24 protein-coding genes are annotated in these 21578 nt (G+C 61.6%); 8 read left to right on the forward strand and 16 right to left on the reverse strand.

All coding sequences use genetic code 11. The features are described from left to right. The first annotated feature begins 83 nt into the window (after positions 1–83). Entirely contained in the window at positions 84–554 is a 471-nt protein-coding gene (locus tag ACMGGW_RS10570; protein WP_043142753.1) for an Rrf2 family transcriptional regulator, read from the forward strand. Positions 555–747: 193 nt separating this feature from the next. Then, on the forward strand, positions 748–885 hold the full coding sequence (locus ACMGGW_RS10575; RefSeq protein WP_016927779.1) for an AcrZ family multidrug efflux pump-associated protein: 138 nt from the start codon (positions 748–750) through the stop codon (positions 883–885). A gap of 39 nt (positions 886–924) precedes the next feature. On the opposite strand, the gene ACMGGW_RS10580 is transcribed toward ACMGGW_RS10575, so the two are convergent. From ACMGGW_RS10580 to ACMGGW_RS10605, 6 genes are all read right to left on the reverse strand, one after another. Then, positions 925–1686, reverse strand: coding sequence for an amino acid ABC transporter ATP-binding protein (locus ACMGGW_RS10580; protein ID WP_025302789.1), 762 nt, complete (start codon positions 1684–1686; stop codon positions 925–927). Then, positions 1683–2588 carry an amino acid ABC transporter permease gene (locus ACMGGW_RS10585; RefSeq protein ID WP_025302790.1) on the reverse strand — a complete coding sequence of 302 codons (906 nt, stop codon included), beginning with the start codon at positions 2586–2588 and terminating at the stop codon, positions 1683–1685. The genes ACMGGW_RS10580 and ACMGGW_RS10585 overlap by 4 nt, the downstream gene beginning before the upstream one ends. Further along, on the reverse strand, positions 2585–3499 hold the full coding sequence (locus tag ACMGGW_RS10590; protein ID WP_049204005.1) for an ABC transporter substrate-binding protein: 915 nt from the start codon (positions 3497–3499) through the stop codon (positions 2585–2587). The genes ACMGGW_RS10585 and ACMGGW_RS10590 overlap by 4 nt, the downstream gene beginning before the upstream one ends. Before the next feature lie 17 nt (positions 3500–3516). Next, positions 3517–4854 (reverse strand): LLM class flavin-dependent oxidoreductase, encoded by a 1338-nt coding sequence (locus ACMGGW_RS10595; protein ID WP_049204006.1) that lies wholly within the window; start codon positions 4852–4854, stop codon positions 3517–3519. A 19-nt stretch (positions 4855–4873) separates the two neighbouring features. Then, a complete protein-coding gene (locus tag ACMGGW_RS10600) occupies positions 4874–6178 on the reverse strand; it encodes an MmgE/PrpD family protein (RefSeq protein WP_167324302.1) in 1305 nt (434 codons plus the stop codon). Positions 6179–6403: 225 nt separating this feature from the next. Continuing rightward, positions 6404–7291, reverse strand: a complete 888-nt coding sequence (locus ACMGGW_RS10605) for a LysR substrate-binding domain-containing protein (RefSeq protein WP_197831980.1) — start codon at positions 7289–7291, stop codon at positions 6404–6406. A 121-nt stretch (positions 7292–7412) separates the two neighbouring features. Here ACMGGW_RS10605 and ACMGGW_RS10610 point away from each other — a divergent pair, with 121 nt between their 5' ends. Beyond that, positions 7413–8570 (forward strand): serine hydrolase domain-containing protein, encoded by a 1158-nt coding sequence (locus ACMGGW_RS10610; RefSeq protein ID WP_197791009.1) that lies wholly within the window; start codon positions 7413–7415, stop codon positions 8568–8570. Beyond that, positions 8570–9787: an MFS transporter gene (locus tag ACMGGW_RS10615; protein ID WP_127145888.1), complete on the forward strand. Its 1218-nt coding sequence runs from the start codon at positions 8570–8572 to the stop codon at positions 9785–9787. The genes ACMGGW_RS10610 and ACMGGW_RS10615 overlap by 1 nt, the downstream gene beginning before the upstream one ends. Here ACMGGW_RS10615 and ACMGGW_RS10620 read toward each other — a convergent pair. After that, positions 9714–10589 (reverse strand): alpha/beta hydrolase, encoded by an 876-nt coding sequence (locus ACMGGW_RS10620; protein ID WP_049204058.1) that lies wholly within the window; start codon positions 10587–10589, stop codon positions 9714–9716. The two genes, ACMGGW_RS10615 and ACMGGW_RS10620, sit on opposite strands and share 74 nt — an antisense overlap. Positions 10590–10741: 152 nt before the next feature. Between ACMGGW_RS10620 and ACMGGW_RS10625 the strand changes: the two genes are divergently transcribed. The 3 genes from ACMGGW_RS10625 to ACMGGW_RS10635 all read left to right on the forward strand — a co-directional run bounded on the left by ACMGGW_RS10625 (position 10742) and on the right by ACMGGW_RS10635 (position 14082). Next, positions 10742–11491, forward strand: a complete 750-nt coding sequence (locus ACMGGW_RS10625; protein ID WP_025302798.1) for a DeoR/GlpR family DNA-binding transcription regulator — start codon at positions 10742–10744, stop codon at positions 11489–11491. Positions 11492–11503: 12 nt separating this feature from the next. Next, positions 11504–12571, forward strand: a complete 1068-nt coding sequence (locus ACMGGW_RS10630) for an oxidoreductase (protein ID WP_025302799.1) — start codon at positions 11504–11506, stop codon at positions 12569–12571. 113 nt (positions 12572–12684) lie between these two features. Beyond that, positions 12685–14082, forward strand: coding sequence for an MFS transporter (locus tag ACMGGW_RS10635; protein WP_049204010.1), 1398 nt, complete (start codon positions 12685–12687; stop codon positions 14080–14082). On the opposite strand, the gene ACMGGW_RS10640 is transcribed toward ACMGGW_RS10635, so the two are convergent. From ACMGGW_RS10640 to ACMGGW_RS10670, 7 genes are all read right to left on the reverse strand, one after another. After that, positions 14067–14606 (reverse strand): dihydrofolate reductase family protein, encoded by a 540-nt coding sequence (locus tag ACMGGW_RS10640; RefSeq protein WP_197831981.1) that lies wholly within the window; start codon positions 14604–14606, stop codon positions 14067–14069. The two genes, ACMGGW_RS10635 and ACMGGW_RS10640, sit on opposite strands and share 16 nt — an antisense overlap. Beyond that, on the reverse strand, positions 14606–15007 hold the full coding sequence (locus ACMGGW_RS10645) for a VOC family protein (RefSeq protein ID WP_025302802.1): 402 nt from the start codon (positions 15005–15007) through the stop codon (positions 14606–14608). The genes ACMGGW_RS10640 and ACMGGW_RS10645 overlap by 1 nt, the downstream gene beginning before the upstream one ends. A gap of 141 nt (positions 15008–15148) precedes the next feature. Next, entirely contained in the window at positions 15149–15343 is a 195-nt protein-coding gene (locus ACMGGW_RS10650) for a ribbon-helix-helix protein, CopG family (protein ID WP_004928567.1), read from the reverse strand. 80 nt (positions 15344–15423) lie between these two features. Then, on the reverse strand, positions 15424–16212 hold the full coding sequence (locus ACMGGW_RS10655) for a fused MFS/spermidine synthase (protein WP_197831982.1): 789 nt from the start codon (positions 16210–16212) through the stop codon (positions 15424–15426). Positions 16213–16242: 30 nt separating this feature from the next. Further along, positions 16243–16698, reverse strand: a complete 456-nt coding sequence (gene fabZ, locus ACMGGW_RS10660; RefSeq protein ID WP_025302804.1) for a 3-hydroxyacyl-ACP dehydratase FabZ — start codon at positions 16696–16698, stop codon at positions 16243–16245. Between the two features lie 189 nt (positions 16699–16887). After that, a complete protein-coding gene (locus ACMGGW_RS10665) occupies positions 16888–17382 on the reverse strand; it encodes a TIGR00645 family protein (RefSeq protein WP_025302805.1) in 495 nt (164 codons plus the stop codon). A 105-nt stretch (positions 17383–17487) separates the two neighbouring features. After that, positions 17488–18687: an MFS transporter gene (locus tag ACMGGW_RS10670; RefSeq protein ID WP_025302806.1), complete on the reverse strand. Its 1200-nt coding sequence runs from the start codon at positions 18685–18687 to the stop codon at positions 17488–17490. A gap of 97 nt (positions 18688–18784) precedes the next feature. Here ACMGGW_RS10670 and ACMGGW_RS10675 point away from each other — a divergent pair, with 97 nt between their 5' ends. Continuing rightward, positions 18785–19726 (forward strand): LysR family transcriptional regulator, encoded by a 942-nt coding sequence (locus ACMGGW_RS10675; RefSeq protein WP_089195875.1) that lies wholly within the window; start codon positions 18785–18787, stop codon positions 19724–19726. A 6-nt stretch (positions 19727–19732) separates the two neighbouring features. Here the strand turns inward: ACMGGW_RS10675 and ACMGGW_RS10680 are convergent, their stop codons facing one another. Then, the gene (locus ACMGGW_RS10680; RefSeq protein WP_004928553.1) at positions 19733–20026 is read right to left on the reverse strand and encodes a SelT/SelW/SelH family protein; all 294 of its coding nucleotides are present in this window, start codon (positions 20024–20026) and stop codon (positions 19733–19735) included. A gap of 66 nt (positions 20027–20092) precedes the next feature. Continuing rightward, complete coding sequence (locus tag ACMGGW_RS10685; protein ID WP_049207663.1) at positions 20093–21577, reverse strand: Ca2+-dependent phosphoinositide-specific phospholipase C; 1485 nt, start codon at positions 21575–21577, stop codon at positions 20093–20095. Between the last annotated feature and the right edge of the window lies 1 nt (position 21578).

A 21578-nucleotide genomic window follows, 5' to 3' on the forward strand; every position in this document is an offset into this window, starting at 1 on the left:
ACTCATTATGTGTATTACCGTAAATTGATACGCTTTCCTTATGTTTTAATCCGACATAAACGAAACTCTGAGCAGGTGCCAAGGTGTCTACCTCTACGCGATTTGCCGTTGCCATCCATATTCTGACCAATATCACGCTGTGTCGTGGCCAGACGGTGCGTTCCGAAGACATCGCGCACAGCGTCAACACGAATCCGACGGTAGTACGGCGCATCCTCGGCGCGCTGGCGGAGGCCGGGCTGACCTATTCACAGATGGGACAAGGCGGTGGGGCGCTGCTGGCGCGGCCGGCGGAAACGATCTCGCTGCTGGACGTGTATCGCGCGGTAGAGGATCAACCGTATTTCATGCTGCACCGTACCCGGCCTAACGATGCGTGCTATATCGGCCACGCCATTACCCCGGTGCTGGAGCAAGAATTTGCACGCGTCGGTCACGCGCTGGAAGCCAGCCTGGCGCAAACCAGCATCGCCGAAATGGCCGGGCAGGTCGAACGGTGCGCAGGCTATCCTTTTGTCCCTTGTTCACCGCAATATCAAGCGGATACGCAATAAAAAACCACGCAAATTCCCGCTACGCGCAGAGCATTTTTTGCATTGCGTTAATGTAATTGTGTAAGTTACATTAGCTCGCATCAAGTGTGATGTAGCTCACGTTTTAGACTGCCTCCCCACGATAATCGATCGATTGGCCGGAAACCTTTTCTTCCGGCGTAGATTCGCTGTGCTTATAAACCAGGAGAGAACGATGTTAGAAATGATTGAAAGCTTGGCCACCGTGGTGGTCCTGGTGCCGGTAATGGTGGCCGTCTTGCTCGGCGCGATTTACGGCCTGGGTGAAGTGTTCAACGTCTTTTCCGCTATCGGCAGAAAAAATAACGGCTGAATTTGAACGTCAGGGGACGCAACGCCCCCTGACGGAGGGTTACAATACCGTCGCCAGGAAGTTGCGCGTCCTCTCATGTCCCGGCGCATCCAGAACCTGCTGCACGCTGCCCGTTTCAACCACCTTTCCCTGATCCATAAAGACAATCTGGTCGGCCACTTCGCGTGCGAAGCCGATTTCGTGCGTGACCACCACCATGGTCATGCCCGAATGCGCCAAGTCTTTCATCACCTGCAGCACTTCGCCAACCAATTCAGGATCGAGGGCGGAGGTCGGTTCATCAAACAGCAACACCTGTGGGTTCATTGCCAGCGCGCGGGCGATGGCGACGCGCTGCTGCTGGCCGCCGGACAGTTCACGCGGCCAGGCGTTGATGCGATGTTCCAGCCCGACGCGGGTCAGCAGCTGTTTCGCCCGTTCCTGCACCTCGGCTTTTTTTTCCTTTTTCACCCGCAGCGGCGCGTCGCTGACGTTTTGCAACACGGTGCGGTGTGCAAACAAGTTGAACTGCTGAAATACCATGCCAATGCTTTTACGCTGTTCGGCCACCTCGGCTTCTTTCAGCTCGTACAGATGCCGGCCTTTTTGGCGATAGCCGATCAGCTGTTCGCCAACACGAATGGTGCCGCCGTCCAGCTTTTCCAGGTGGTTGATGCAGCGCAACAGGGTGGATTTGCCGGAGCCGGAAGGGCCGAGGATCACCGTTACCGAACCTGCCGGAATGGTCAGGCTGATGTTTTTCAACACGTCGGTGCCGGAAAAGGATTTCCGCACCCGGTTGATGTGGATAGATGCGCTCATTGTTCACCTCCCTGAGGGGCTTTGCGGTTGAGGAAGAACCGGCCGCTGCGCGTTGCCTGCGTGCCGCGGCCAAAATAGCGCTCCACGTAGTATTGACCAATCGACAGAATCGAAGTCATGGCCAGATACCACAGGGTGGCGACCAGCAGCAGCGGGATGACCTCGTAGGTGCGTTGGTAAATGATCTGCGCCGAATACAGCACGTCCTGCAGGGCAATCACCGACACCACCGCGGTGGTTTTCAACTGCCCGATCACCTCATTGCCCGCCGGCGGCAGGATGGTGCGCATCGCCTGCGGCAATACCACGCGCCACAGGATTTGCCCACGACGGTAGCCCAGTGCTTTGGCGGCTTCCAACTGGCCGCTGCCGACGCTTTGGATGCCTGCGCGCACGATCTCCGCCGCATAGGCCGACTGATGCATCACCAGCGCAATCACCGCGGCGCTGAAGGTGCTGATAAGGGTATTGGTCGGTGCGCTGGCGACTTCGCCCAGAAACGGGATCCACAAGCTGATGCGAGGATAAAGCGCGGCGATGTTGTACCACAGGAACAGCTGCACCAGCATCGGCACTGCACGGAAGAACCAGGTGTAGAACCAGCTTACCGCCACCAATACCGGATTGGCCGACAGGCGCATCAGCGCCAGCAGCACGCCGCCGGCGAAGCCAAACACCACCGAAATCACCGTCAGCTTCAGCGTCATGAGCACGCCGTTGAGGATGGACGCCTCGGTAAGATTTTCCGCCACCACCGACCATTCAAAGCGCGGGTTGTGCAGCATGGAATTGACGATAACGCCGACGATCAGCAGCACAACCAGGGCGCTGAGCCAGCGCCCGTAATGCCGGTGGCCAACGATGCTCAGTTCCGCGTCGTCGACAGGGTATTGCCCACTCATTTTGCGATCTCTTCATTGATGCCGGCGGTTTTCACGGCACCAAAACCGATATCCCAGCCGTCGAGGATTTTCTGGTAGCTGCCGTCGGCGATCAGCGAATTTAGCGCCGCCTGCACCGGTTTCACCAGTTCGGAGCCTTTCGGCAGTGCGATGGCCACCGTGGTACCGTCGATGTTGATATCACCGGCCAGCGTCAGCGGTTTGACGTGGGTGGCCTGGTAGCGCAGCCCTTCATACGGGCCGAAAAACATCGGCACGCGGCCGCTGATCACCGCCTGCACCCCGGCCGGACGGTCCGGGAAGATCGGCATGGTGATGGCCGGCTTGCCGGCGGCGACGCATTGATCGCTGGCCTGCTGCAGGCGGGTGATTTGCGAGGTACCTGCGCCGGCGCCGACGGTCTGGCCGCACAGCTGGGCCAGCTCGGTGTAAGGGCCAAGCGCAGCGTCTTTGCGGGCGATCAAGGCCAGTTTGGAAGCGTTGTAATAGCCGACGAAGTCCACCTGCTGGAAGCGCTTTTTGTTGGCGTCAATGTTGGCCAGCGCGACGTCATAACGGCCGGACTTCAGGCCGGGGATGATGTTGTCGAAACCGCCGGTGTCCTTCCAGTGGATCGCCACGCCCAGGCGATCGGCAATTGCGCTCATCACGTCGATTTCACGCCCGGCCAGCGTTTTGTTGTCCGCCTGGTAAAAGGTGGTCGGCGGGGTGTTCGGGTTGGTGCCGGCAACGATATAGCCGGCCTTTTTGATAGCGTCAGGCAGGCTGTCGTGCAGCGCCGGATCGGCGGCAGCTTTCACCGCCGCCTTGAAGGGAACATCGCCTTCAGCGGCATGACCGGCGGCCAACGGCGCCAGCGTGGAGGAAGCCAACAGCAGGGACAGTACGGTGCGTTTGAATGTGTTTTTCATCATGATTTCCCTGCGGATTAAGCCGATTTTACGTTAGCGAAGTTGATTGCCGGTTCCGGCAGGCCCAGGTTTTCACGCAGGGTTGCATGCTGATACTCTTCACGGAACAGGCCACGGCGGCGCAGCTCCGGGATCACCAGCTCGACGAACAGTTCCAGTTGGTTGGGCAACACCGCCGGCATGATGTTGAAGCCGTCTGCGCCTTGCTGTTCCAGCCACAGCTGGAAGTCGTCGGCGATCTCTGCGGCGGTGCCTACCACCACGCGGTGGCCACGCGAACCGGCCGCGACGGCCGCCAGCTCGCGCAGCGTCAGGTTTTCCCGCGCGGCCAGATCGGTCAGCAGTTTCACGCGGCTTTGGCCGCCTTCGGTGGCGCCCACGTTCGGCACCGGGCCGTCCAGCGGGTAATCGCTCAAATCGAAGCCAAAGCGCGCCGACAGCTGCTCAATGCCGTTATCGATATCCACCAGTTGATTCAGCTGATACCAGGTTTCCTGCGCTTCTTCTTTGGTACGGCCGACAATCGGCATCACACCTGGCAGGATCAGCAGGTGGTCCGGGTTGCGGCCGGCGTCGGCCACGTATTTTTTCTGGCTGCGGTAGAAAGCCTGTCCTTCTTCCAGGCTGGCGGCGGCGGTGAACACCACTTCGGCGGTTTCCGCCGCCAACTGTTGGCCGGCCGGGGAAGAGCCGGCCTCAATGATCACTGGCCGCCCCTGCGGCGAGCGGGAAATATTCAGCGGGCCCTGCACCGAGAAATGCTTGCCCTTATGGTTGGCGGCGTGGATTTTCTCGTCGATGGCGTATACGCCATTTTGCTTATCGCGCACGATGGCGTCTTTTTCCCAGCCGTCCCACAGTTTGTAGCTGGCCTCGAGGAATTCCCGCGCCACTTCATAGCGTTCGGCGTGCGACGGCAGGTCTTCACGACTGAAATTGCGCGCCGCATCGCTGGAGAAAGAGGTCACCACGTTCCAGGCGGCGCGGCCGTGGCTGATATGGTCGATGGAGGCCATGGCGCGTGCCAGGTGGAAAGGTTGATCGAAAGTGGTGGAGGCGGTCGCCGCCAGCCCGATATGGCGGGTGTTAACCGCCAGCGCCGCCAGCAGCGTCAGCGGCTCCAGGCGTGACATCGTCGAGGGCAGGCGGTGCACGCTGGTTGCCAACGCGTCACCGACGAAGAACATATCGAAGGTGCCTTCTTCGGCTTTTTTTGCGATCCAGGTGAACCAGTCGATATCGGTCGGTGAACCGCTGGCGCCTTGTGCGCGCCATCCTCCGATGTGGTGTCCCAGCGCCTGAACGAACAGGCCGAGACGGAGTTGGCGCGATGGTGTTGAAGGTGAAGTACTCATAATTATTCCTGTTTTATTATTAATTTAACAATGCAATCAGTCGCGGCAGCGCGCCAGGGGACATGAGGGCGCAGTCGCGGATAACGCTTTCGCCTTCGAGGCCCGGAAGCAGCTGCAGAATGGCGTGCAGCTTGGCGTCGAGGTCTGTCGGCCGGGCGGCGGTTTGCTTTCTTGTGACCATGTCACTTATTTGCCTTCCGTCCTGCAGCGTCAGGGTCAGGCGATGGAAGCGCATCTCCGGATCGAGCGCGTCCGGCGGGGCTGCGGGATCGACATGGCGCTCAACTTTTGCCGCCAGGGCGGCGATAGCCGCATCGACCGGCTGTTCGCCGTAATGCGTCAGCGGGATCTCGCCGTGGTATAGCGCATCGGCTATGACGTATTCGAGGCTAAAGCGCGCTTCCACACCGGTGGCCGGCTGGCGAATATAGGGTGCGGTATCTGCGCCGGGCGGAAAACTGACCTCAACCAGTGCGATCTCCGCAAGGGCGTCGCCTTGTTCCAGCAGCCGCGCGCGCAAGGCGAGCGCCGCCTCGGCCGCGCTGTGAGTGCCACCGCAGGTCGGGTACCGCTTGAACTCCAGCCCTGGTTGCAGGATGCGCCAGGGCGTGCCCCAGTCGGCGGTCAGGCATTCCGGTTTTTGCCGGCCGTCGCCGTGGGAAGTCAGCAGGCTGTCCAGCACGCCCTCCGGTTGGCCGATGAAACCGGCCTGAGCCAGCAGGGCGGCATTGACCGCGTTGCGTGCCGCCAGCCCTGCGTGCAGCGGTTTGGCCGCCGAACCGAACTGGCTGCGCAGGCCCGCCGCCTGGGTGGCCGCCAGGCCGAGAGCAATTTGCGTTTGCCGCTGGTCAAGCTGCAGATAACGCGCCACGGCGGCGCAGGCGGCGACCGCGCCCAGGGTGGCGGTGCTGTGAAAACCCAGCACGTAATGTTGCGTGCCAGCGGCCAATCCCAGCCGGCCAGCGGCCTCTACACCGATGATATAGGCGGTTAACAGCTCAGTGACATTGTCACTCTCACCGTTCAGCGCCAGCAGGGCGGAGAGCACTACGGTGCTAGGATGGCCACGCAGCGCAGGATGGTAATCATCGAAGTCCAACGAGTGGCTGACATAGCCATAGCGCAGTGCACGGTTCTCACTGCTGGTCGGCGGAAACGTCGTGCCGATCGCTGCCAGACCGGCATCGCTCAACGCCCCGCGGGCAATCGGCAATGCGCAGGCGAAGTAATCTTTCACGCCGCGGCGAGCGGCTGACAGGGCGGTTTGATCCGGCTGGCTGTTCAATATCAGATGAGCGAATTGGGCGGTTATCGATAATGACAAGGCGTTAACACCTGAATTTATAGATGGTTATGCACGAGTGCGGGGTGAAAGGTATTGTGTGGCGGTTTTCTTTGTCCCGAAAGAACGAACGGCGCTTCTATATCGCTGAATGGAATATCACGACGGCACTGCGCCGCCGTCAGGGCTGCTGGCAGGCGCGGCAGGCTGCGCTTTAGCTATTTTTGTGCAAAACAAAGCTGAATTTGTTCTAACACGGTAGAGGACTTAGGCTGAGAAAAGGCGAACGCTCATGATGTCGATAAATGCCCTGAGACGCGGTGTAAGATGTTTGCTTGAAGGCCAGAGGATTTTGAGACTGCCACTGTGTCGGCATTGGTCGCCAAGCACGTGTTGGAGCCGCTGCTGCTCCAGCGCCTGTCGCACCGCGAAATCGGGCAGGCAGGCGATGCCCAGGCCCTGTTCCGCCAGGTAAATCAGCGTATCGACGGTGTTGCATACCGTGCGCTTGCCCAGGCCTTCGTCGAGCAGTTTATCTCCGCCCGCCACCGGCCAGGTCTCGACTTTGCCGGTGGTGGGGAATCTGTATAACAGGCAGGCGTGATCGCGCAGTTCTGCCGGCTGGCGGGGTATTCCCGCCCGGCGCAGATAGTCCGGCGCCGCCACTAGCTGTAGGTGAAACGTGCCCAGTTGGCGGCTCATTAAGCGAGAGTCCTCGGTATCGCCCACGCGGATCACCGCATCGAACCCTTCTTCAATCACCGCGACTCGACGGTCGGAAAAATCGGTTTCCAGCTCAATCTCCGGGTAACGCCGAACAAATTCCGCCAGCACCGGATTCAGCAGGCCGCCCACCAGCGGCAAACTGACACGCAGCTTGCCGCGCGGCGCGCTGTGCGTATCGCTGATTTCCCGTTCCGCCGCCGCCAATTCCTCCAGAATGCGTTGGCAGCGGTGCAGAAACAGCCGGCCTTCGGCGGTCAGGGTCATGCTGCGCGTGCTGCGGTGAAACAGGCGCGTGCCCAGCCGGTTTTCCAGGCGGGCGATGCTTTTCCCCACCGCGGAAGCGGAAATGCCGAGCACGCGCCCGGCCTCAACGAAACTCAGCGTCTCCGCGATCTGCACAAAGACGCTCACCCCAGACAGATTATCCATTGCTTGCCCCATTACGGACGTGAGTGTCCGCTATGAAAGGAAATCTAGCCTGTTTTTTCGTTAATCGCCACGCCCTATGCTCGGTGGCGACAGCATGGGCTGACTACCTGGGGTAATAAAGATGAATGAATACGGATCCACCGCCAACGCGATTGACGGCGCGATAGAGAAAGCCTTACGCGAAAAACGATTGGTTGGTGTGGTCGTTTTGGTGGCGCAGGGCGGTGAAATCGTTTATCGACGCGCGGCGGGCATGGCGGATCGCGAAGCCGGCCGGCCGATGGCGCTCAATACGCTGTTTCGTCTGGCCTCGGTGTCCAAACCGATCGTGTCCACGGCGGCGCTGGCGTTGATGGCGCAAGGCGCCGTGCGGTTAGACGATCCGATCACGCGTTGGCTACCGAATTTTCGTCCGCGACTGGCGGATGGCACCCAACCGTTGATGACGTTATGGCATTTGATGACCCACACCGCCGGATTAAGCTACCGATTTTTCCAGCCGGAAGGGGGATTCTACGCTCAGTCGGCGGTCTCCGACGGTATGGATGACGCGTCCGTCAGCCTGCAGGAAAACGTGCGGCGTATTGCCTGCGCCCCTTTGCTGGCTCCGCCCGGCGCGGCGTGGCGCTATTCTATCGCCACCGATGTGTTGGGCGCGGTTATTGAACAGGCGAGCGGCCTGCCGCTGGCGCAGGCAGTAAAAAAATGGGTGACCGGGCCGCTGGCGATGACGGATACCGACTTCCTGGCGGTGGACGCCGCGCGCCTGGCGGCCGCTTACGCCGACCATCCCGGTGGGCCACGCCGCCTGCGCCAACCGGATCGTTTACCGTTCATCGATGGCAGCGCCGGTTTTCTTCTGTCGCCGGCGCGAGCCTTGGATCCGCAGGCTTACGCTTCAGGCGGCGCCGGCATGGTCGGATCGGCCGAGGATTTCCTGCGCTTGCTGGAAGCGTTGCGCCAGGGAGGAAAGCCGGTACTGCCAACCGAGTGGGTGACGGCGCTGACCACCAACCAAATCGGCGATTTAACGATGCCGTTTTGGCCAGGGCGCGGGTTTGGCCTGGGCATCACCGTGCTGAAAGATCCCGTCGCCGCACAAACGCCGGAGTCCGTAGGCAGCTGGCGGATGGGGGGCACCTATGGCCACTCGTGGTTCGTCGATCCTGCCCGACAGCTCAGCGTGGTGGCGTTTACCAACACGGCGCTGGAGGGGATGTCCGGCGCCTTTGTCGGCGAGATTTGTCAGGCGGTTTATGCCGCGACGGGAGTGAGGTGATGGGTCTGATGCCACCGATTTTCTTCCTCGCGCTGGGGCTGTTCGGCGTTTACTGCATCGAGTTCGGCGTGGTGGGCATTTTGCCGCTGATCATTGCACGGTATGGCATCTCCACGGCGCAGGCAGGCTGGCTGGTCGGGATCTTCGCCCTGACCATTGCGCTGCTCGGGCCGCTGTTGGTGCTGTTGGCGTCGCAATTCAATCGCAAACGCATGTTGTTGATCGCGTTGACCGTGTTTGCGGCGGCCAGCGCGCTGTCCGCACAGGTGGACAGCTTCTCCATGCTCATGCTGCTGCGCATTGTGCCGGCGTTGTTTCATCCGATCTATTTTTCACTGGCCATGGTGGCGGCCGCGGCGCTTTATCCGCCGCATCAAGCTACCAAAGCAACCGCTTATGCGTTCATCGGCACCAGCATGGGCATGGTGCTGGGGATACCGCTGACGCAATGGATCGCCGGACAGTTCAGCTATGAAGCGTCGTTCAGGTTCTGTGCCTGGGTGAACCTTCTGGCGGCGCTGGGATTGCTGTGGCGTTTGCCTGATGCGGCCGTACAGCGCCTCAGCTATGGCAAACAGTTGGCGATACTGCGCAGCGGTACGCTGTGGCTGAATATCACTACCTGCGTGCTGATCTTTGCCGCCATGTTTGCCGTCTATGCTTACGCGGCCGAGTACCTCAGCCGCGAAATCGGTCTCAGCGGCGGCGTCATCGGCTTTCTTCTGGTGGCGTTCGGTGTGGGCGGTGTCGTGGGCAACCTGTTGGCCGGCAGATGGCTGAGCCGCCATCGTGCGGTGACGGTGCTGCTGCATCCGATAGCCTTGATTGCGGCTTATGCGCTGCTGTATCGCTATGGCAGCGTGAATATTGGCTCGATGACGGCGCTTTGCCTGTATTGGGGAGCGGCGCACACCAGCGGTTTGATTGTCACGCAGATTTGGCTGACCGCCGAAGCCCCGCAAGCGCCGGCGTTCGCCACCGGGCTGTATATCGCCTTTATCAATCTGGGCGTGGCGCTGGGCTCGCTGGCGGGCGGCGGGTTTATTACCGCGTGGGGGCTACAGGGCAGCCTGCTGTGCGGAGCCTTGTTCGCCGCGCTGGCGGTGATTACGATCGCCGCCAGGCTGCGGTTGCAGCGGCAGGCTACCGTTGCGTTGCGTCGATCATCGCCATCACCTGCCGGAACATCGCGCTTTCCGCATCCGCCAGCTCGTTGACCAGCGTAAAGTGATTGCAGTGACGGTCGGCCAGCAGCTGGACGTCGAGGCCATGCGCCAGGCAAGCGTCATAATAGGCCTGCGTCTGGTTTTTGAAACCTTGCGTTTCCCGCTGGCCGACGTCGAGCAGGATCTGCGGCGCATGGTCTTTCGCCGGCAGTAAAAACAGCGGGCTGAGGGTTTGCGCCTGCTCGGGCGTCAGGTGCAACCAGTCGTTGATGTAGATATCGCACAGCGGGCGCAGATCGTAGAGGCCGCTCAGCGCCAGCGCGCCTTTGATCGCGTCGGGCGGCAGGCGATAGCGTTGCTGCCAACCGTCGGCGATCAGCATGCCGCACAGGTGACCGCCGGCCGAACTGCCGCTGACGAAAATGCGCGCCGGATCGATGCCGAAGGGTGCCCCGTGATGATAGAGCCAGGCGACGGCGCTGCGCACCTCATGTACGATCTCCGCGAGCGTCGCTTCCGGCGCCAGCGTGTATTCCAGCGTGGCGACCGCCACGCCGCGGCGAGCAAACGCGGCGGCCATCGAACAGGCTTCCTCTTTGCGCTGTGAATGCCAATAGCCGCCATGAATAAAGATCAGCAGCGGGGCGGGTTGTGCGCTGGCCGGGAACAGGTCGAGGCGCTCGGCGGCGCTCATGCCGTAGCGCAGATCGTAAATGCCCGGCGTCTGGGCCTTGGCGCGCTGGGCCAGCGCGGCGTATTCCGCCATGCAGGCGTCAAAATCCTCCACCGAAGCGCGGGCATTGTATTGCACGGCGCGTGCGTTCAGGTGTTCAAACGTCAGATCGATGTTCATGCGTTTCTCCGGATTGTTATGCGTTATGTCTTCATCATCATCGTCCCACAGGCGAAAAGATGTTTGATCGCCGGTGCGCACAATTGCGGCTTCTCCATTGCTGTTATCTGCTGTATATTGCTGTTTTATGCTTTTTACGGCGGAATAAGCCCATGCACAAAGCGGCACGACAGCGCCATTTACTGGATTTGCTCAGCGAACGCGGGCAGGCGGCGGTGGCGGAATTGGCCGGCGCCATCGGCGTTTCGGTCGATACCGTGCGCCGCGATCTGGCCGATCTCGAGCGGCAAGGGTTGGCGCAGAAAAATCACGGCGGGGCGATCGCGCTCGAACCGTCCGGCATGCCACGTCAGGCGCGCGCGGCGCTGTTGCCGCAGATCAAGCAGCGGCTCGGCCGCGCGGTGGCTGCGCAGATCCCGCCCGGCAGCACCCTGATGCTGGATGCGGGCAGTACGCTGTTGGCGGTGGCGCAGGCGTTGCGCGGCCCGGCGACGGTGATCACCGCTTCGCTGGATATCGCGCAGTGCCTGAGCGACAGGCCGGAGATCAACCTGATCCTGCTTGGCGGTCAGTGGGATGTGCGTCAGCGGCTATTCGCCGGCAGCGCCACGCTGGCGTTGCTGGCGCGCTACCGCGCGGACATCGCCTTACTGGGCGCCTGTGCGGTGCATCCCCAGCTGGGACTGAGCGCCGGCGAAGAGGCCGATGCAGAGGTCAAACGCGCCATGTTGGCCAACAGCGGCGAGCGCTGGCTGGTGGCCGACCATATGAAACTGGACCGCTGCGAGCCGCATCACGTTGCGGATCTGGCGCAGATCCAACGTCTGTTTACCGATCGCCCGTGGGACAACCTGGACGAACAATCATTGATTGAACTTTGTGTCGTCGCCGACGACCGCTAGAGGAGAACACTGATGAACGATACTGCTCGACCGTTGCAGGTGGCGCTGATTGGCTACGGCTTTGTCGGCAAGGCGTTTCACGCGCCGCTGATTAACGCGGTGCCGGGGCTGGAACTGAGCGTGGTGGCTTCGCGCGATGCCGCCAAGGTGCATGCCGATCTGCCGCACGTGCAGGTGATCGCCGATCCGCTGGAGGCCATCCGCCGGCCGGAGGTGGATTTGGTGGTGATCGCATCGCCGAACGACACCCATGCGCCGCTGGCGCTGGCCGCACTGGAGGCGGGCAAGCACGTGGTGGTGGATAAGCCGTTTACGCTGGATTTGGCGCAGGCGCGTACGCTGATTGCGGCGGCGGAAAAACACGATCGCCTGTTGTCGGTATTCCAGAACCGCCGCTGGGACAGCGATTTCCTGGGCGTGAAGCAGGTGATCGAACAGGGGCTGATCGGCAAGGTGACGCACTTTGAGTCGCACATCGATCGTTACCGCCCAGAAGTGCGGGTGCGCTGGCGCGAGCAGAACCTGCCGGGCAGCGGGCTGTGGTTTGATCTGGGGCCACACATGGTCGATCAGGCGCTGCAGCTGTTCGGTTTACCGCACAGCGTGCAGGCCAACATCGCTACGCTGCGCCCCAACGCGCAGATTAACGACTGGGCCCACGTGGTGCTCAACTACCCGACGCACCGCGTGATCCTGCACGGCAGCATGCTGGTGGCGGGCGGCGTCTCACGCTTTACCGTGCACGGCGAGAAAGGCAGCGTGGTCAAAGCGCGCGCCGACGGGCAGGAGAGCCAACTGCTGGCTGGCGTGACGCCGGGCTCGGCGGAGTGGGGCAAAGACGACGATGCGATGAGCCTGTTTATCGGCACGGAGCCGGTGCGTACGCTGCCGACGCCGGATGGCGACCAGCGTCAATATTACGTCCAGGTGCGCGACGCGCTGCGCGGCGCCGGCAGCAATCCGGTTACCGCACCGCAGGCGCTGGCGGTAATGGCGGTGCTGGAGGCGGCCACCCTGGCGGCGGAAACCGGTGTGACTCAGCCGTTGCCGCTCACCGAGGCGGAAATCGCCGCCTGGTAACGGCTCGCGTCAGATAAGGCGTCAGGCGCATGGATACAGTGCACACCGTGCGTCTTCCGCCATCCTACCTCCTGACATAGGCTAATCCTCAGTCTATGTCAGGAGTGCTTATCATGTTATCCCATCCTTCGCCGCAGGGCGTCCGCGGCATACTGGCCGCACTGTCTTTGAGCATGCTGCTGTCATCGCTCGGCATCAGCATCGCCAATGTCGGGCTGCCGGCGCTCGCCACCGCGTTCCATGCCTCGTTCCAAGCGGTGCAGTGGGTATTGCTCTGTTATTTGCTGGCCGTCACCACCTGCATCATCGGCATCGGCCGCTTGGGCGACAGCCTCAATCGCCGCCGCCTGCTGCTGGCGGGCATCGCGCTGTTTACCGCCGCTTCGTTGGCTTGTGCGTTGGCTCCGCAGCTTTGGCTGCTGCTGGCGGCGCGCCTGGCGCAGGGGCTGGGGGGCGCAGTCATGATGTCAATCGCCATGGCGCTGGCGGGCGAGGCGCTGGGCACGGAAAAAATCGGCCGCGCGATGGGGCTGCTCGGCACTATGTCGGCCGTGGGCACCGCGCTGGGGCCGTCGTTGGGCGGCGCGCTGATCGTCGGTTTCGGCTGGCGGGCGATGTTCCTGATCAACCTGCCGCTGGGGCTGCTGGCGCTGTGGCTCGCCTGGCGATACTTGCCGAATGGGCCGCGCGCGGCAGCGCCCCCGGAACCGTTCGATCGCGCCGGTACGCTGCTGCTGGGCGGCGCATTGCTCTGCTATTCACTGGCGATGACCCTTGGGCGCGGCAATTTTGGCGCGCTCAACCTGGCGTTGATGCTGGGGGCGCTGTTGGCGGGGGCGCTGTTCATCGGTGTGGAACGCCGCGCCGTATCGCCGCTGTTGGCGCCGACGCTGTTCCGCCATCCGGCCCTGACGGCGGGGCTGGCGGCCAGCGCGCTGGTGATGACGGTGATGACCGCCACGCTGGTGGTCGGGCCGTTCTATCTGTCACGCGCGCTGGGGTTAAGCGCTGCGCAGGTCGGGCTGGTGATGTCGGCGGGGCCGGCGGTGGCGATCCTGACCGGCATACCGGCCGGTTATCTGGTGGATCGTTTTGGCTCGCAGCGCATCGCCCAGTTTGGGCTGGCGGCGGTGGCCGCCGGGGCGGCATTGCTGTCGTTGCTTAACCGCTGGGGCGTGCTCGGCTATATCGCCCCCATCGCGCTGCTGACCGCCGGCTATGCGCTGTTTCAGGTGGCCAACAACACCATGCTGATGAAGGATCTGTTTCCTGAACGGCGCGGACTGATCGCCGGCATGGTGAACCTGGCGCGCAATCTCGGGGCGATCACCGGCGCTTCGGCGATGGGGGCGCTGTTTTATCTGGCTTCGCAGCAGGTGGCGGGTACTGCGGCGGCGGCCGCGGTTGACGGCATGCGGGTGACTTACGGCGTGGCGGCGCTGTTGGCGCTGGCTGCGTTGCTCATCGCCTTCGGCGGCCGCCGACGGATGCTGCGTTACGATGCGCGCTGAACCGCGTAGCGTTCTTGCACGAAACCATTGTCCGACTGGGTGACGGCGAGCAGGCGCAGGCGTTGCTCCGGGCCATCGGCACCGAACAAGGGAATGCCGCCACCCAGCAGCAGCGGCACGCGGGTAATCGTCAGTTCGTCGATCAATCCGGCCTGCAAGAAACGCTGTACGGTCTGGCCGCCGTCGATATACAGGTGACCGTAGCCTTGCTCGGCCAACTGCGCCACGATGGCCGCCGGTTCGCCATTCATCCAGCGAACGTGGCCTGTCTCGTGCGGCGAGGGCGGCTGCGTCGACAGCACCACCATCGGCAGGTCACCATAGGGCCATTCGGGAAAGGCGCGGACTTTTTCATAGGTATGGCGCCCCATTACCAGTGCGTCGATGTCGGCGATAAATGCCTCATAACTCAGGCCGTTTAGCAACGAAACCGCGTACTCGGGGCGCAGCAGCCAGTCGATGTCGCCGTCCGCGCCGGCGATGAATCCGTCTACGCTGGTGGCGATATAAACCGAACATTTCATCAGGCGAGATCTCCCCGGTACACCACATGGACCTTGTTGCCGTCGGGGTCGCGCAGGTAAGCGCCGTAATAGCCCTTGCCGTAATGCGCGCGTTCGCCGGGCTCGCCTTCACTGCTGCCGCCCGCCAGCAGGCCAGCAGCGTAGGCGCGTTTAACCTCCAGCTCATCGGCGGCGAGAAAGGCCAGCATGCTGCCGTTGCCAGCGCTGGCTGGCTGCCTGTCGAAGGGTTGGTAAGCATAGAAACGCGGCAGCGTTTGGCCCGGCTTCACCCAGCAGCGGGCAGCGGGACCGCCGTCCGGCGTCACTTCCCGCCGCTGTAATCCCAGCGGCAACAGAATGGCGTCGTAGAAGGCGGCGGCGGCGTCCAGATCGCTGACGCCGACGGTAATATGGCTGAACATGGCGCTTCCTTTCCGAAGAGAGAGTATGAACGCAAACAGTAGCAGCGATATTGCAGAATGGACAGACCGTAACGGAGGATTCGGATTAGGGACGCGCGCAGGAGCAACGCGCGCTTCACAGTAGGCGGAACAGGCAGCCGCTCAATTGCTTTCGACGCGTGGATTGGCGTGAGTCGGCTGGCTGGGATAGTCAACCTGATGCTTGTGCAGATAATCGCGGATCAGCTGGCGTACCACCTGGGAAGGGGTGACGTCCTGCTGTAGGCACAGTTCTTCCAGAGCTTTCTTCTTGTCCGGGTCAATCAGCACCGTTAGCCGCGCCGTTTTCTTTTCCATCAGGATCCTCCAGAGAATGATAACTGAATGATAATACCACGTGGGCGAAGCGGCCAGCCAGACCGCGTCGCCTCTCGTCTTTAGCGGAAATGCAGCCGCTCTATTTTGCGTGACAGGTAGCCGAGTTCGCAGTTGAACAGCTCGCCGCTGTCGGCGGCCAGGTTGCGCAGCGCGCTCAGCGGCAATGTCACCTGGGCCGGCGTGGCGTAAATGATCACGTTGCCGCTGGGGGCGACGCAAAACAATACGGTGCCGAATATCCGGTGCAGGCTGTGGTACAGCAGGCTGTTTTCGTCGGGCAGATCGTGGTAATTCAGCACCAGCCAGCCCCCGTCGTTCAGCCGCGCGGCGCAGTTTTCCAGGAATGTCTGGGTGCCTTGCTGCGGATCCATGGCGAACGCCGAATAGAGATCGGAGAAGATCAGATCGTAACGCGTCTCGGCGGGCGGGCGCACAAAGTCCATGGCGTCGGCGGTGCGCAGGCTGATGGTGTCGGTGGCCGGCAGCGTAAAATAGCGGCGTGCGACGGCGATCACCGCAGCGCGCAGCTCGACGACGTCGAGGCGCATCGCCGGATCGAGCGCGTGCAGCGCACGCAGCAAGCTGCCGCCGCCCAACCCCAAAATCAACGCCGAGGCCGGCGGCTGCCAGGCCACCGCCATCAGCATCGCTTTGATGTAGTTGTGGATCGGCTGCGCGGGGTTGCTGAGGCTCATCTTGCTCTGTTCGCAGATGCCGTCAAACCGCAGCGTGCGGTAGTCCTTGTGGTCGGAAACGATGATTTCGCCCCAGGCGTCGGTTTCGCGAGCGATCACCTGGCCGCGCGGAGAGAAATCAAGGGTTTTGAGTAAGCTGTCAACCAGAGACATGGTATTCGCAGGGCTCCTTCGGCAAGCGGCCTATTTACGGGCGCACATGAAATCGGCGGTGCAAATGCGCTGGCCATCGATGCTGGCGCGGCCGGTAAAGCGGGCGATCGCCCCGCGGCGGCGCACAAAGGCCACCTCCATCAGCACCTGGTCGCCGGGGCGGGCGGCGCGATAAAACCGCGCACGCTGAATGGCCGCAAAATAGTAATGCTCCCCCTCGTTTAGCGCCCCGAGATAGTAATGCGCCAGCAGTCCGGTGCTTTGCGCCAGCGCTTCCACCAACAGCACGCCGGGAAAACCGGCGAAGTGCGCGTGGCCGTTCCAGAACGTCGGCTCATTGGCGGTGATGTTCTTGATGGCGCTCAGCCTCCCTTCGGCAATGCAGGTGCCGGCGGGAAGCACGCGATCGACCAACAGGCAGGGATAACGATGAGGCAAAATCGCCTGAATATCGTTGAATTGCAGGGGGTGACCAGTCAATGGCATGAGAGAGCGTGATCCTGTCTGCGGCGAAACCGGTGCAAGGGCCGGCGTTCAGTCCATGATGAGTGTAATAACATTATAATAAAATTATCATCAGATGTGCCAGATGAAAAAAACGACGGCGGGGAAACAGGCGAAGAAGGGCGCGTGAGGGAGGCACCCGATCATGACGACCGGGTGTGGCAGTACGTTTTAGTGCTTGGAGCGGGTCACTTTATCCAGGTAGCCCATCACGAAGGCGGACAGCACAAAGGTAAGGTGGATGATCACATACCACATCAGCTTGTTGTCCGGCACGTTCTTGGCGTCCATAAACACCCGCAGCAGGTGAATGGAGGAAATGGCGACGATAGACGCGGCGACTTTGTTTTTCAGCGAGGTGGCGTCCATTTTGCCCAGCCAACTCAGTTTTTCTTTCCCTTCGGTGATATCCAGCTGCGAGACGAAGTTTTCATACCCGGAGAACATCACCATCACCAACAACCCGCCCACCAGCGCCATGTCGACCAGCGACAGCAGGGTCAGGATCAGATCGGCTTCCGCGACAGAAAAAATGTTGGGCAGGACGTGCAGGATCTCTTGAAAAAATTTGATCGACAGGGCAACCAGGGCCAGTGAAAGGCCGAAATAAACCGGTGCGAGCAACCAGCGGGAGGCGTACATCGCGTTTTCTAGCAAGCGTTCCATCATAAAATTGTTTTAAATGCGTGGCAAAAAGGGCGCTCAGTATAGCGCAGGTGGCCCGGGCGAAATCAACCGGTTGCGTTATCCGAGCGCCTATCACGGCGCGGATCAGGCTGTTGCACGCAAAGAGTGGCGCGTCATGCGGATCAGCAAAGCAACACCCGCCGCGGCCGTCGTCAGCGCCACTACGCCCGGCCATCCCAGGTGTTCCAGTACGCGGCTGCCCAGTGCGGCGCCGGTGGCCATGCCGATGAATACCAGCGTGAACAGAATGGCGTTAAGGCGGCTGCGGGCAGCCGGATCGAGGCCGTAAATAATGGTCTGGTGCGCGATCAGCGTGGCCTGAATGCCGAGATCAAACCCGATGGCGCTCAGCGCAATCAGCCCCCATTGCGCCGATTGCGGTAGTAACGGCAGTAAAAACATCAGGGCGAAAGAAACCGTTACCAGCGCAGCGCCGATTTTAGTGACGGCGTCTGGGCCGTATCGGTCAGCCAGACTGCCCGCCAACGGTGCCGCCAGTGCACCCGCTGCGCCGGCCAGGCCGAACGCGCCGGCGACTGCGCTGCCCAGCTGATAGCGATCGGCCAGCATCACCGCGAGCGTGGACCAGAAGGCGCTGAAGGCGACGGACAAAAAGGCCTGAGACAACGCCGCGCGCCGCAATTCAGGGTAGGTGGCCCAAAGCCGGCTCATCGAACGCAGCAAGGCGGGATAACTCAGCGTGCTGTGAGGCTGAAAGCGCGGCAAAGCTCGCCCTATCACCAGCGTGATCGGTAAAACGGCCAGCGCGGCTAACGCATAAACACTGCGCCAGCCGAAATAATCGGCGACCAGCCCGCTGAACACGCGCGACAGCAAAATACCGGCCAGCAACCCGGTCATCACGGTGCCGACGATTTTACCGCGTCGGGCATCAGGAGCCAGAGCCGCGGCGGCGGGGATGATGTCCTGCGCGACGGTGGCGGCCAGGCCGAGCGTCAGGCTGCTGAGCAACAGCAGCGAAAAAGAGGAAACCAGGCTGCACAACAGCAGCATCATGGCCAGCAGCACGCCCTTCACCAGAATGATCCCGCGGCGATCGTGGCGATCGCCCAGCGGCGCCAGTAACAGAATACCCAAGGCATACCCCAATTGGGTCAGGGTCGGTACGAATCCGGTATCGCCAACGCCGACATGGAAGTCGGCACCCATGACGCTCAACATCGGCTGACTGTAGTAAATAGAGGCGACGCTAAGGCCGGCGCCGGTGGCCAACAGGAAAACGGTTTTGGCGGAAAGCGCACCGCCGGTGGGTGAGAGGCTCATTCGATAATTCCTGACAAGGTGGATGTGCGGCTATTTTTGTCTTGAATGCTATCGGCGGGTAGACCCGATATGGGTAGAACTGTTATACGTAATGCGTATGAATAAAATTAATTTACCCAACGGCGACCGTATAATCCTGCTGCAAACCCTGGTGCGTATTGTCGAGAGCGGGAGCCTGTCGGCGGCGGCGCAGCAGCTGGGCACCTCGCAGCCGACCATCAGCCGACGTCTGCGGGCGTTGGAACAGCTGTTGGGCACCAGGTTGATCCAACGGACGACGCATGCGCTCCATCTTACCGATGACGGCGAACGCTGCTATCAGCAAGCGCGCGGCTTGCTCGCGCAATGGCAAAGCCTGGAAGATGCGCTGCGCGGCGCGCGCGACGAACCGGTTGGCGCACTGCGCGTGCGCGCTCCGCACGCCTTTGGGCAGGATCAGCTGATCGGGCCGCTCGGGGAGTATTTGCGGCGCTATCCCCAAACCAGCGTGGAGTGGACGCTGAACGACCACTCTCCCGACTTCATTTCCGAAGGCGTAGACTGCGCCATTCACGTTGGCGCGGTGACCGATCCTTCGGTGGTGGCGGTGCTGTTGGCGGAAGTGCCGCGCAGCACGGTGGCGTCACCCGCACTGTTGACTGAACGACCGGCGATCGTCGATCTCGACGATTTGGCATCATTGCCGTGGCTGGCGGTAAACAGTTTTTATCGCAATGAGGTCGTCCTGACCCACGCGACCAGCGGCGAGCAGCGGCGTTTCGACATCGCACCCAGGTTGAGCACCGACAGCCTTTATGCGGCGCGTAAAGCGGCGCTGGAAGGGCTGGGCGTAGCGATCGTGTCGTCTTGGGTGGTGAAAGAAGAGTTGGCGCAAGGATCTCTGCAGACGCTGTTGCCCCTGTGGCGAGCCGAGCCACTGCCTATCTACCTGCTGTATCCTTACGCCAGCTATTATCCCGCGCGTTTACGCAAATTCATGGAAATGATGAAAGAAACGATGCCGCGCATTATCGGCGCGCAGCCGCCGACGGGGCGCTGACGGCCTTCAGTGCCTGGCTTTTTTACCGTCGCTGTGGCCGAGAGAGCGATCGGGGAAGCTGTGATCGCGCAGCCGCTGCTTTAACTGCGCCGCATCGGGGAAGCCGCCGTCAATCTTGCGATCCCAAATCATCACGCCATCGACGCTGATTTGATAGACCCCGCCGGTGCCCGGCATCAGGGTGACGGAGGCGAGATCGTCACCAAAGGTGTTTAGCAGCTCTTGCGCCATCCAGCCGGCGCGCAGCAGCCAGTTGCATTGCGAACAGTAGTGGATCGTCACTGCGGGGGCATTTTTCATCGTTGGCGGATCGAGTAGGAAGCGGTGCTTGCATCATCAGCTGCCGCACCGCCGTTGTCAATTTTCCTAACGGTAGGGGCCGAGGCTCGCGGCAGGGGCGCTGTCGGCGATGAATTCGCCGGTGGCCGAGTTGCCGAAGACGGTGCTCTCTGTCGGCGTCTTTGCGCCGCCGAACAGCCATTTTACGGAGCCGGCGCCGTGTGAAGAGGCCGCCCAGCCTTGCAGCGGCAGCGTTTGGCTGACGCCGATCTCCCCTACGGCGTGCCAGATCAGGCCGTCGATTGAATAACTGCCTTGTGCCTGGTGGCCATCGGCCCGAACCGTCAGCTTCAGCCATATCGGCGTATTGCTGCTGACGACGGGCTTGCCGTTGACGCCATTTGGCAGACGGGCATCGATTTTTTCCGTACCGGCGCCGTTATCCCGCCGGTACTGCATGCGGATTTCGTGAGCAGCGGTTTGAAATATTGCGATATAGGCGGCGTCATCGGCGGTCGTGGCCCGCGCCATCACTCCGCCTTTGATAAAGCCGTCGGTATGTGACTGCGGGTTGGCGACGAAGGCGCTGAGCGTGCGTTCGGCACCGATAGTGGCACGATCGAAACGAAAATAGCCGCTGTCGCGTTTATTCCAGATATCGCCGGAGTCGACCTTGATGGCGCAGAGTGCACCGGATTCGGTCAGATCCGGCGGTAGCGTGACGTCGATGCCGGTAAACGGATAGCCGGTCATCGGCAGATCGGTGCGCGCCCACCCGTCCCAATCGGCGTTAACCTTGTTGGTGGCCAGATGGTGCGCGCGACTGTTCCAGCCGGTAGCCCAACTGTTTGCGTCGTTCAGGCCGTAGGCGCGGCCGACAAAGCCGGCGGTAAACACCGCGTTCGCCAGGGCGGTGTGGGCGGCCGAGAGGTTGAACATCACGGCGCAGGCGTGTTGGTCGATTTGTTGCGCCTGGGTGATTTCCGGCGTGACGAACGCCAGCCGTTGATTGGCGGTGGCGCCGTTTTGCACATACTGATTGAGCACCGAATTCGGCGAGGCGAGATCGCCGGTGGTGCAGCCAACAATGAACTTGCCGCGCAGGGTGTCGAGCGACGGCCACCCATAGGCGGCGATCGCTGCTTGCAGATCGGTGCAGTCGCCGATCAGATCGGGTGGTCCCCAAATGTGTTCGCGCCCCAGGCGCTCGGCCAACAAACGATCGAGCGATTCGGGTGTTTGATCTCGGGCGGCGTTGAAGTCGTCTTTCAAATCCAGCCACAGGGTGACGACTTCGTGCTGCGGCACCGCGCGATGAAACGCCAACAGCGCGTCCAGTGCATCCGCCAAGGTGTTGACTGAGCTGACCTGATCGATGACCGCCAGATGATAAACGTACCAGTTGCCGTTTAACTGCGGCCAACCGGCGGCGTTATTACTGTTGTGGATATCGATCTCAAGGGAACGGATGCGCCAGTACAGCGCCTGAGCCGGGTAGCTTTCCGTGCGTTGATACGAGTTGTGGGTGCTCTTTTGCCGCACCTGATGGTAGCGAATCGTTGCATCATTCATG

The organism is Serratia sp. BNK-4, from assembly GCF_048685115.1.
In the GTDB taxonomy this organism is placed as follows: domain Bacteria; phylum Pseudomonadota; class Gammaproteobacteria; order Enterobacterales; family Enterobacteriaceae; genus Serratia; species Serratia bockelmannii.

Coding starts and splice junctions, on each gene's coding strand:
- ACMGGW_RS10575 (WP_016927779.1), top strand. CDS start 748: ATGTTAGAAATGATTGAAAGCTTGGCCACCGTGGTGGTCCTGGTGCCG.
- ACMGGW_RS10580 (WP_025302789.1), bottom strand. CDS start 1,686: ATGAGCGCATCTATCCACATCAACCGGGTGCGGAAATCCTTTTCCGGC.
- ACMGGW_RS10585 (WP_025302790.1), bottom strand. CDS start 2,588: ATGAGTGGGCAATACCCTGTCGACGACGCGGAACTGAGCATCGTTGGC.
- ACMGGW_RS10590 (WP_049204005.1), bottom strand. CDS start 3,499: ATGAAAAACACATTCAAACGCACCGTACTGTCCCTGCTGTTGGCTTCC.
- ACMGGW_RS10595 (WP_049204006.1), bottom strand. CDS start 4,854: ATGAGTACTTCACCTTCAACACCATCGCGCCAACTCCGTCTCGGCCTG.
- ACMGGW_RS10605 (WP_197831980.1), bottom strand. CDS start 7,291: ATGGATAATCTGTCTGGGGTGAGCGTCTTTGTGCAGATCGCGGAGACG.
- ACMGGW_RS10610 (WP_197791009.1), top strand. CDS start 7,413: ATGAATGAATACGGATCCACCGCCAACGCGATTGACGGCGCGATAGAG.
- ACMGGW_RS10615 (WP_127145888.1), top strand. CDS start 8,570: ATGGGTCTGATGCCACCGATTTTCTTCCTCGCGCTGGGGCTGTTCGGC.
- ACMGGW_RS10620 (WP_049204058.1), bottom strand. CDS start 10,589: ATGAACATCGATCTGACGTTTGAACACCTGAACGCACGCGCCGTGCAA.
- ACMGGW_RS10625 (WP_025302798.1), top strand. CDS start 10,742: ATGCACAAAGCGGCACGACAGCGCCATTTACTGGATTTGCTCAGCGAA.
- ACMGGW_RS10630 (WP_025302799.1), top strand. CDS start 11,504: ATGAACGATACTGCTCGACCGTTGCAGGTGGCGCTGATTGGCTACGGC.
- ACMGGW_RS10635 (WP_049204010.1), top strand. CDS start 12,685: ATGTTATCCCATCCTTCGCCGCAGGGCGTCCGCGGCATACTGGCCGCA.
- ACMGGW_RS10640 (WP_197831981.1), bottom strand. CDS start 14,606: ATGAAATGTTCGGTTTATATCGCCACCAGCGTAGACGGATTCATCGCC.
- ACMGGW_RS10645 (WP_025302802.1), bottom strand. CDS start 15,007: ATGTTCAGCCATATTACCGTCGGCGTCAGCGATCTGGACGCCGCCGCC.
- ACMGGW_RS10650 (WP_004928567.1), bottom strand. CDS start 15,343: ATGGAAAAGAAAACGGCGCGGCTAACGGTGCTGATTGACCCGGACAAG.
- ACMGGW_RS10655 (WP_197831982.1), bottom strand. CDS start 16,212: ATGTCTCTGGTTGACAGCTTACTCAAAACCCTTGATTTCTCTCCGCGC.
- fabZ (WP_025302804.1), bottom strand. CDS start 16,698: ATGCCATTGACTGGTCACCCCCTGCAATTCAACGATATTCAGGCGATT.
- ACMGGW_RS10665 (WP_025302805.1), bottom strand. CDS start 17,382: ATGGAACGCTTGCTAGAAAACGCGATGTACGCCTCCCGCTGGTTGCTC.
- ACMGGW_RS10670 (WP_025302806.1), bottom strand. CDS start 18,687: ATGAGCCTCTCACCCACCGGCGGTGCGCTTTCCGCCAAAACCGTTTTC.
- ACMGGW_RS10675 (WP_089195875.1), top strand. CDS start 18,785: ATGAATAAAATTAATTTACCCAACGGCGACCGTATAATCCTGCTGCAA.
- ACMGGW_RS10680 (WP_004928553.1), bottom strand. CDS start 20,026: ATGAAAAATGCCCCCGCAGTGACGATCCACTACTGTTCGCAATGCAAC.
- ACMGGW_RS10685 (WP_049207663.1), bottom strand. CDS start 21,577: ATGAATGATGCAACGATTCGCTACCATCAGGTGCGGCAAAAGAGCACC.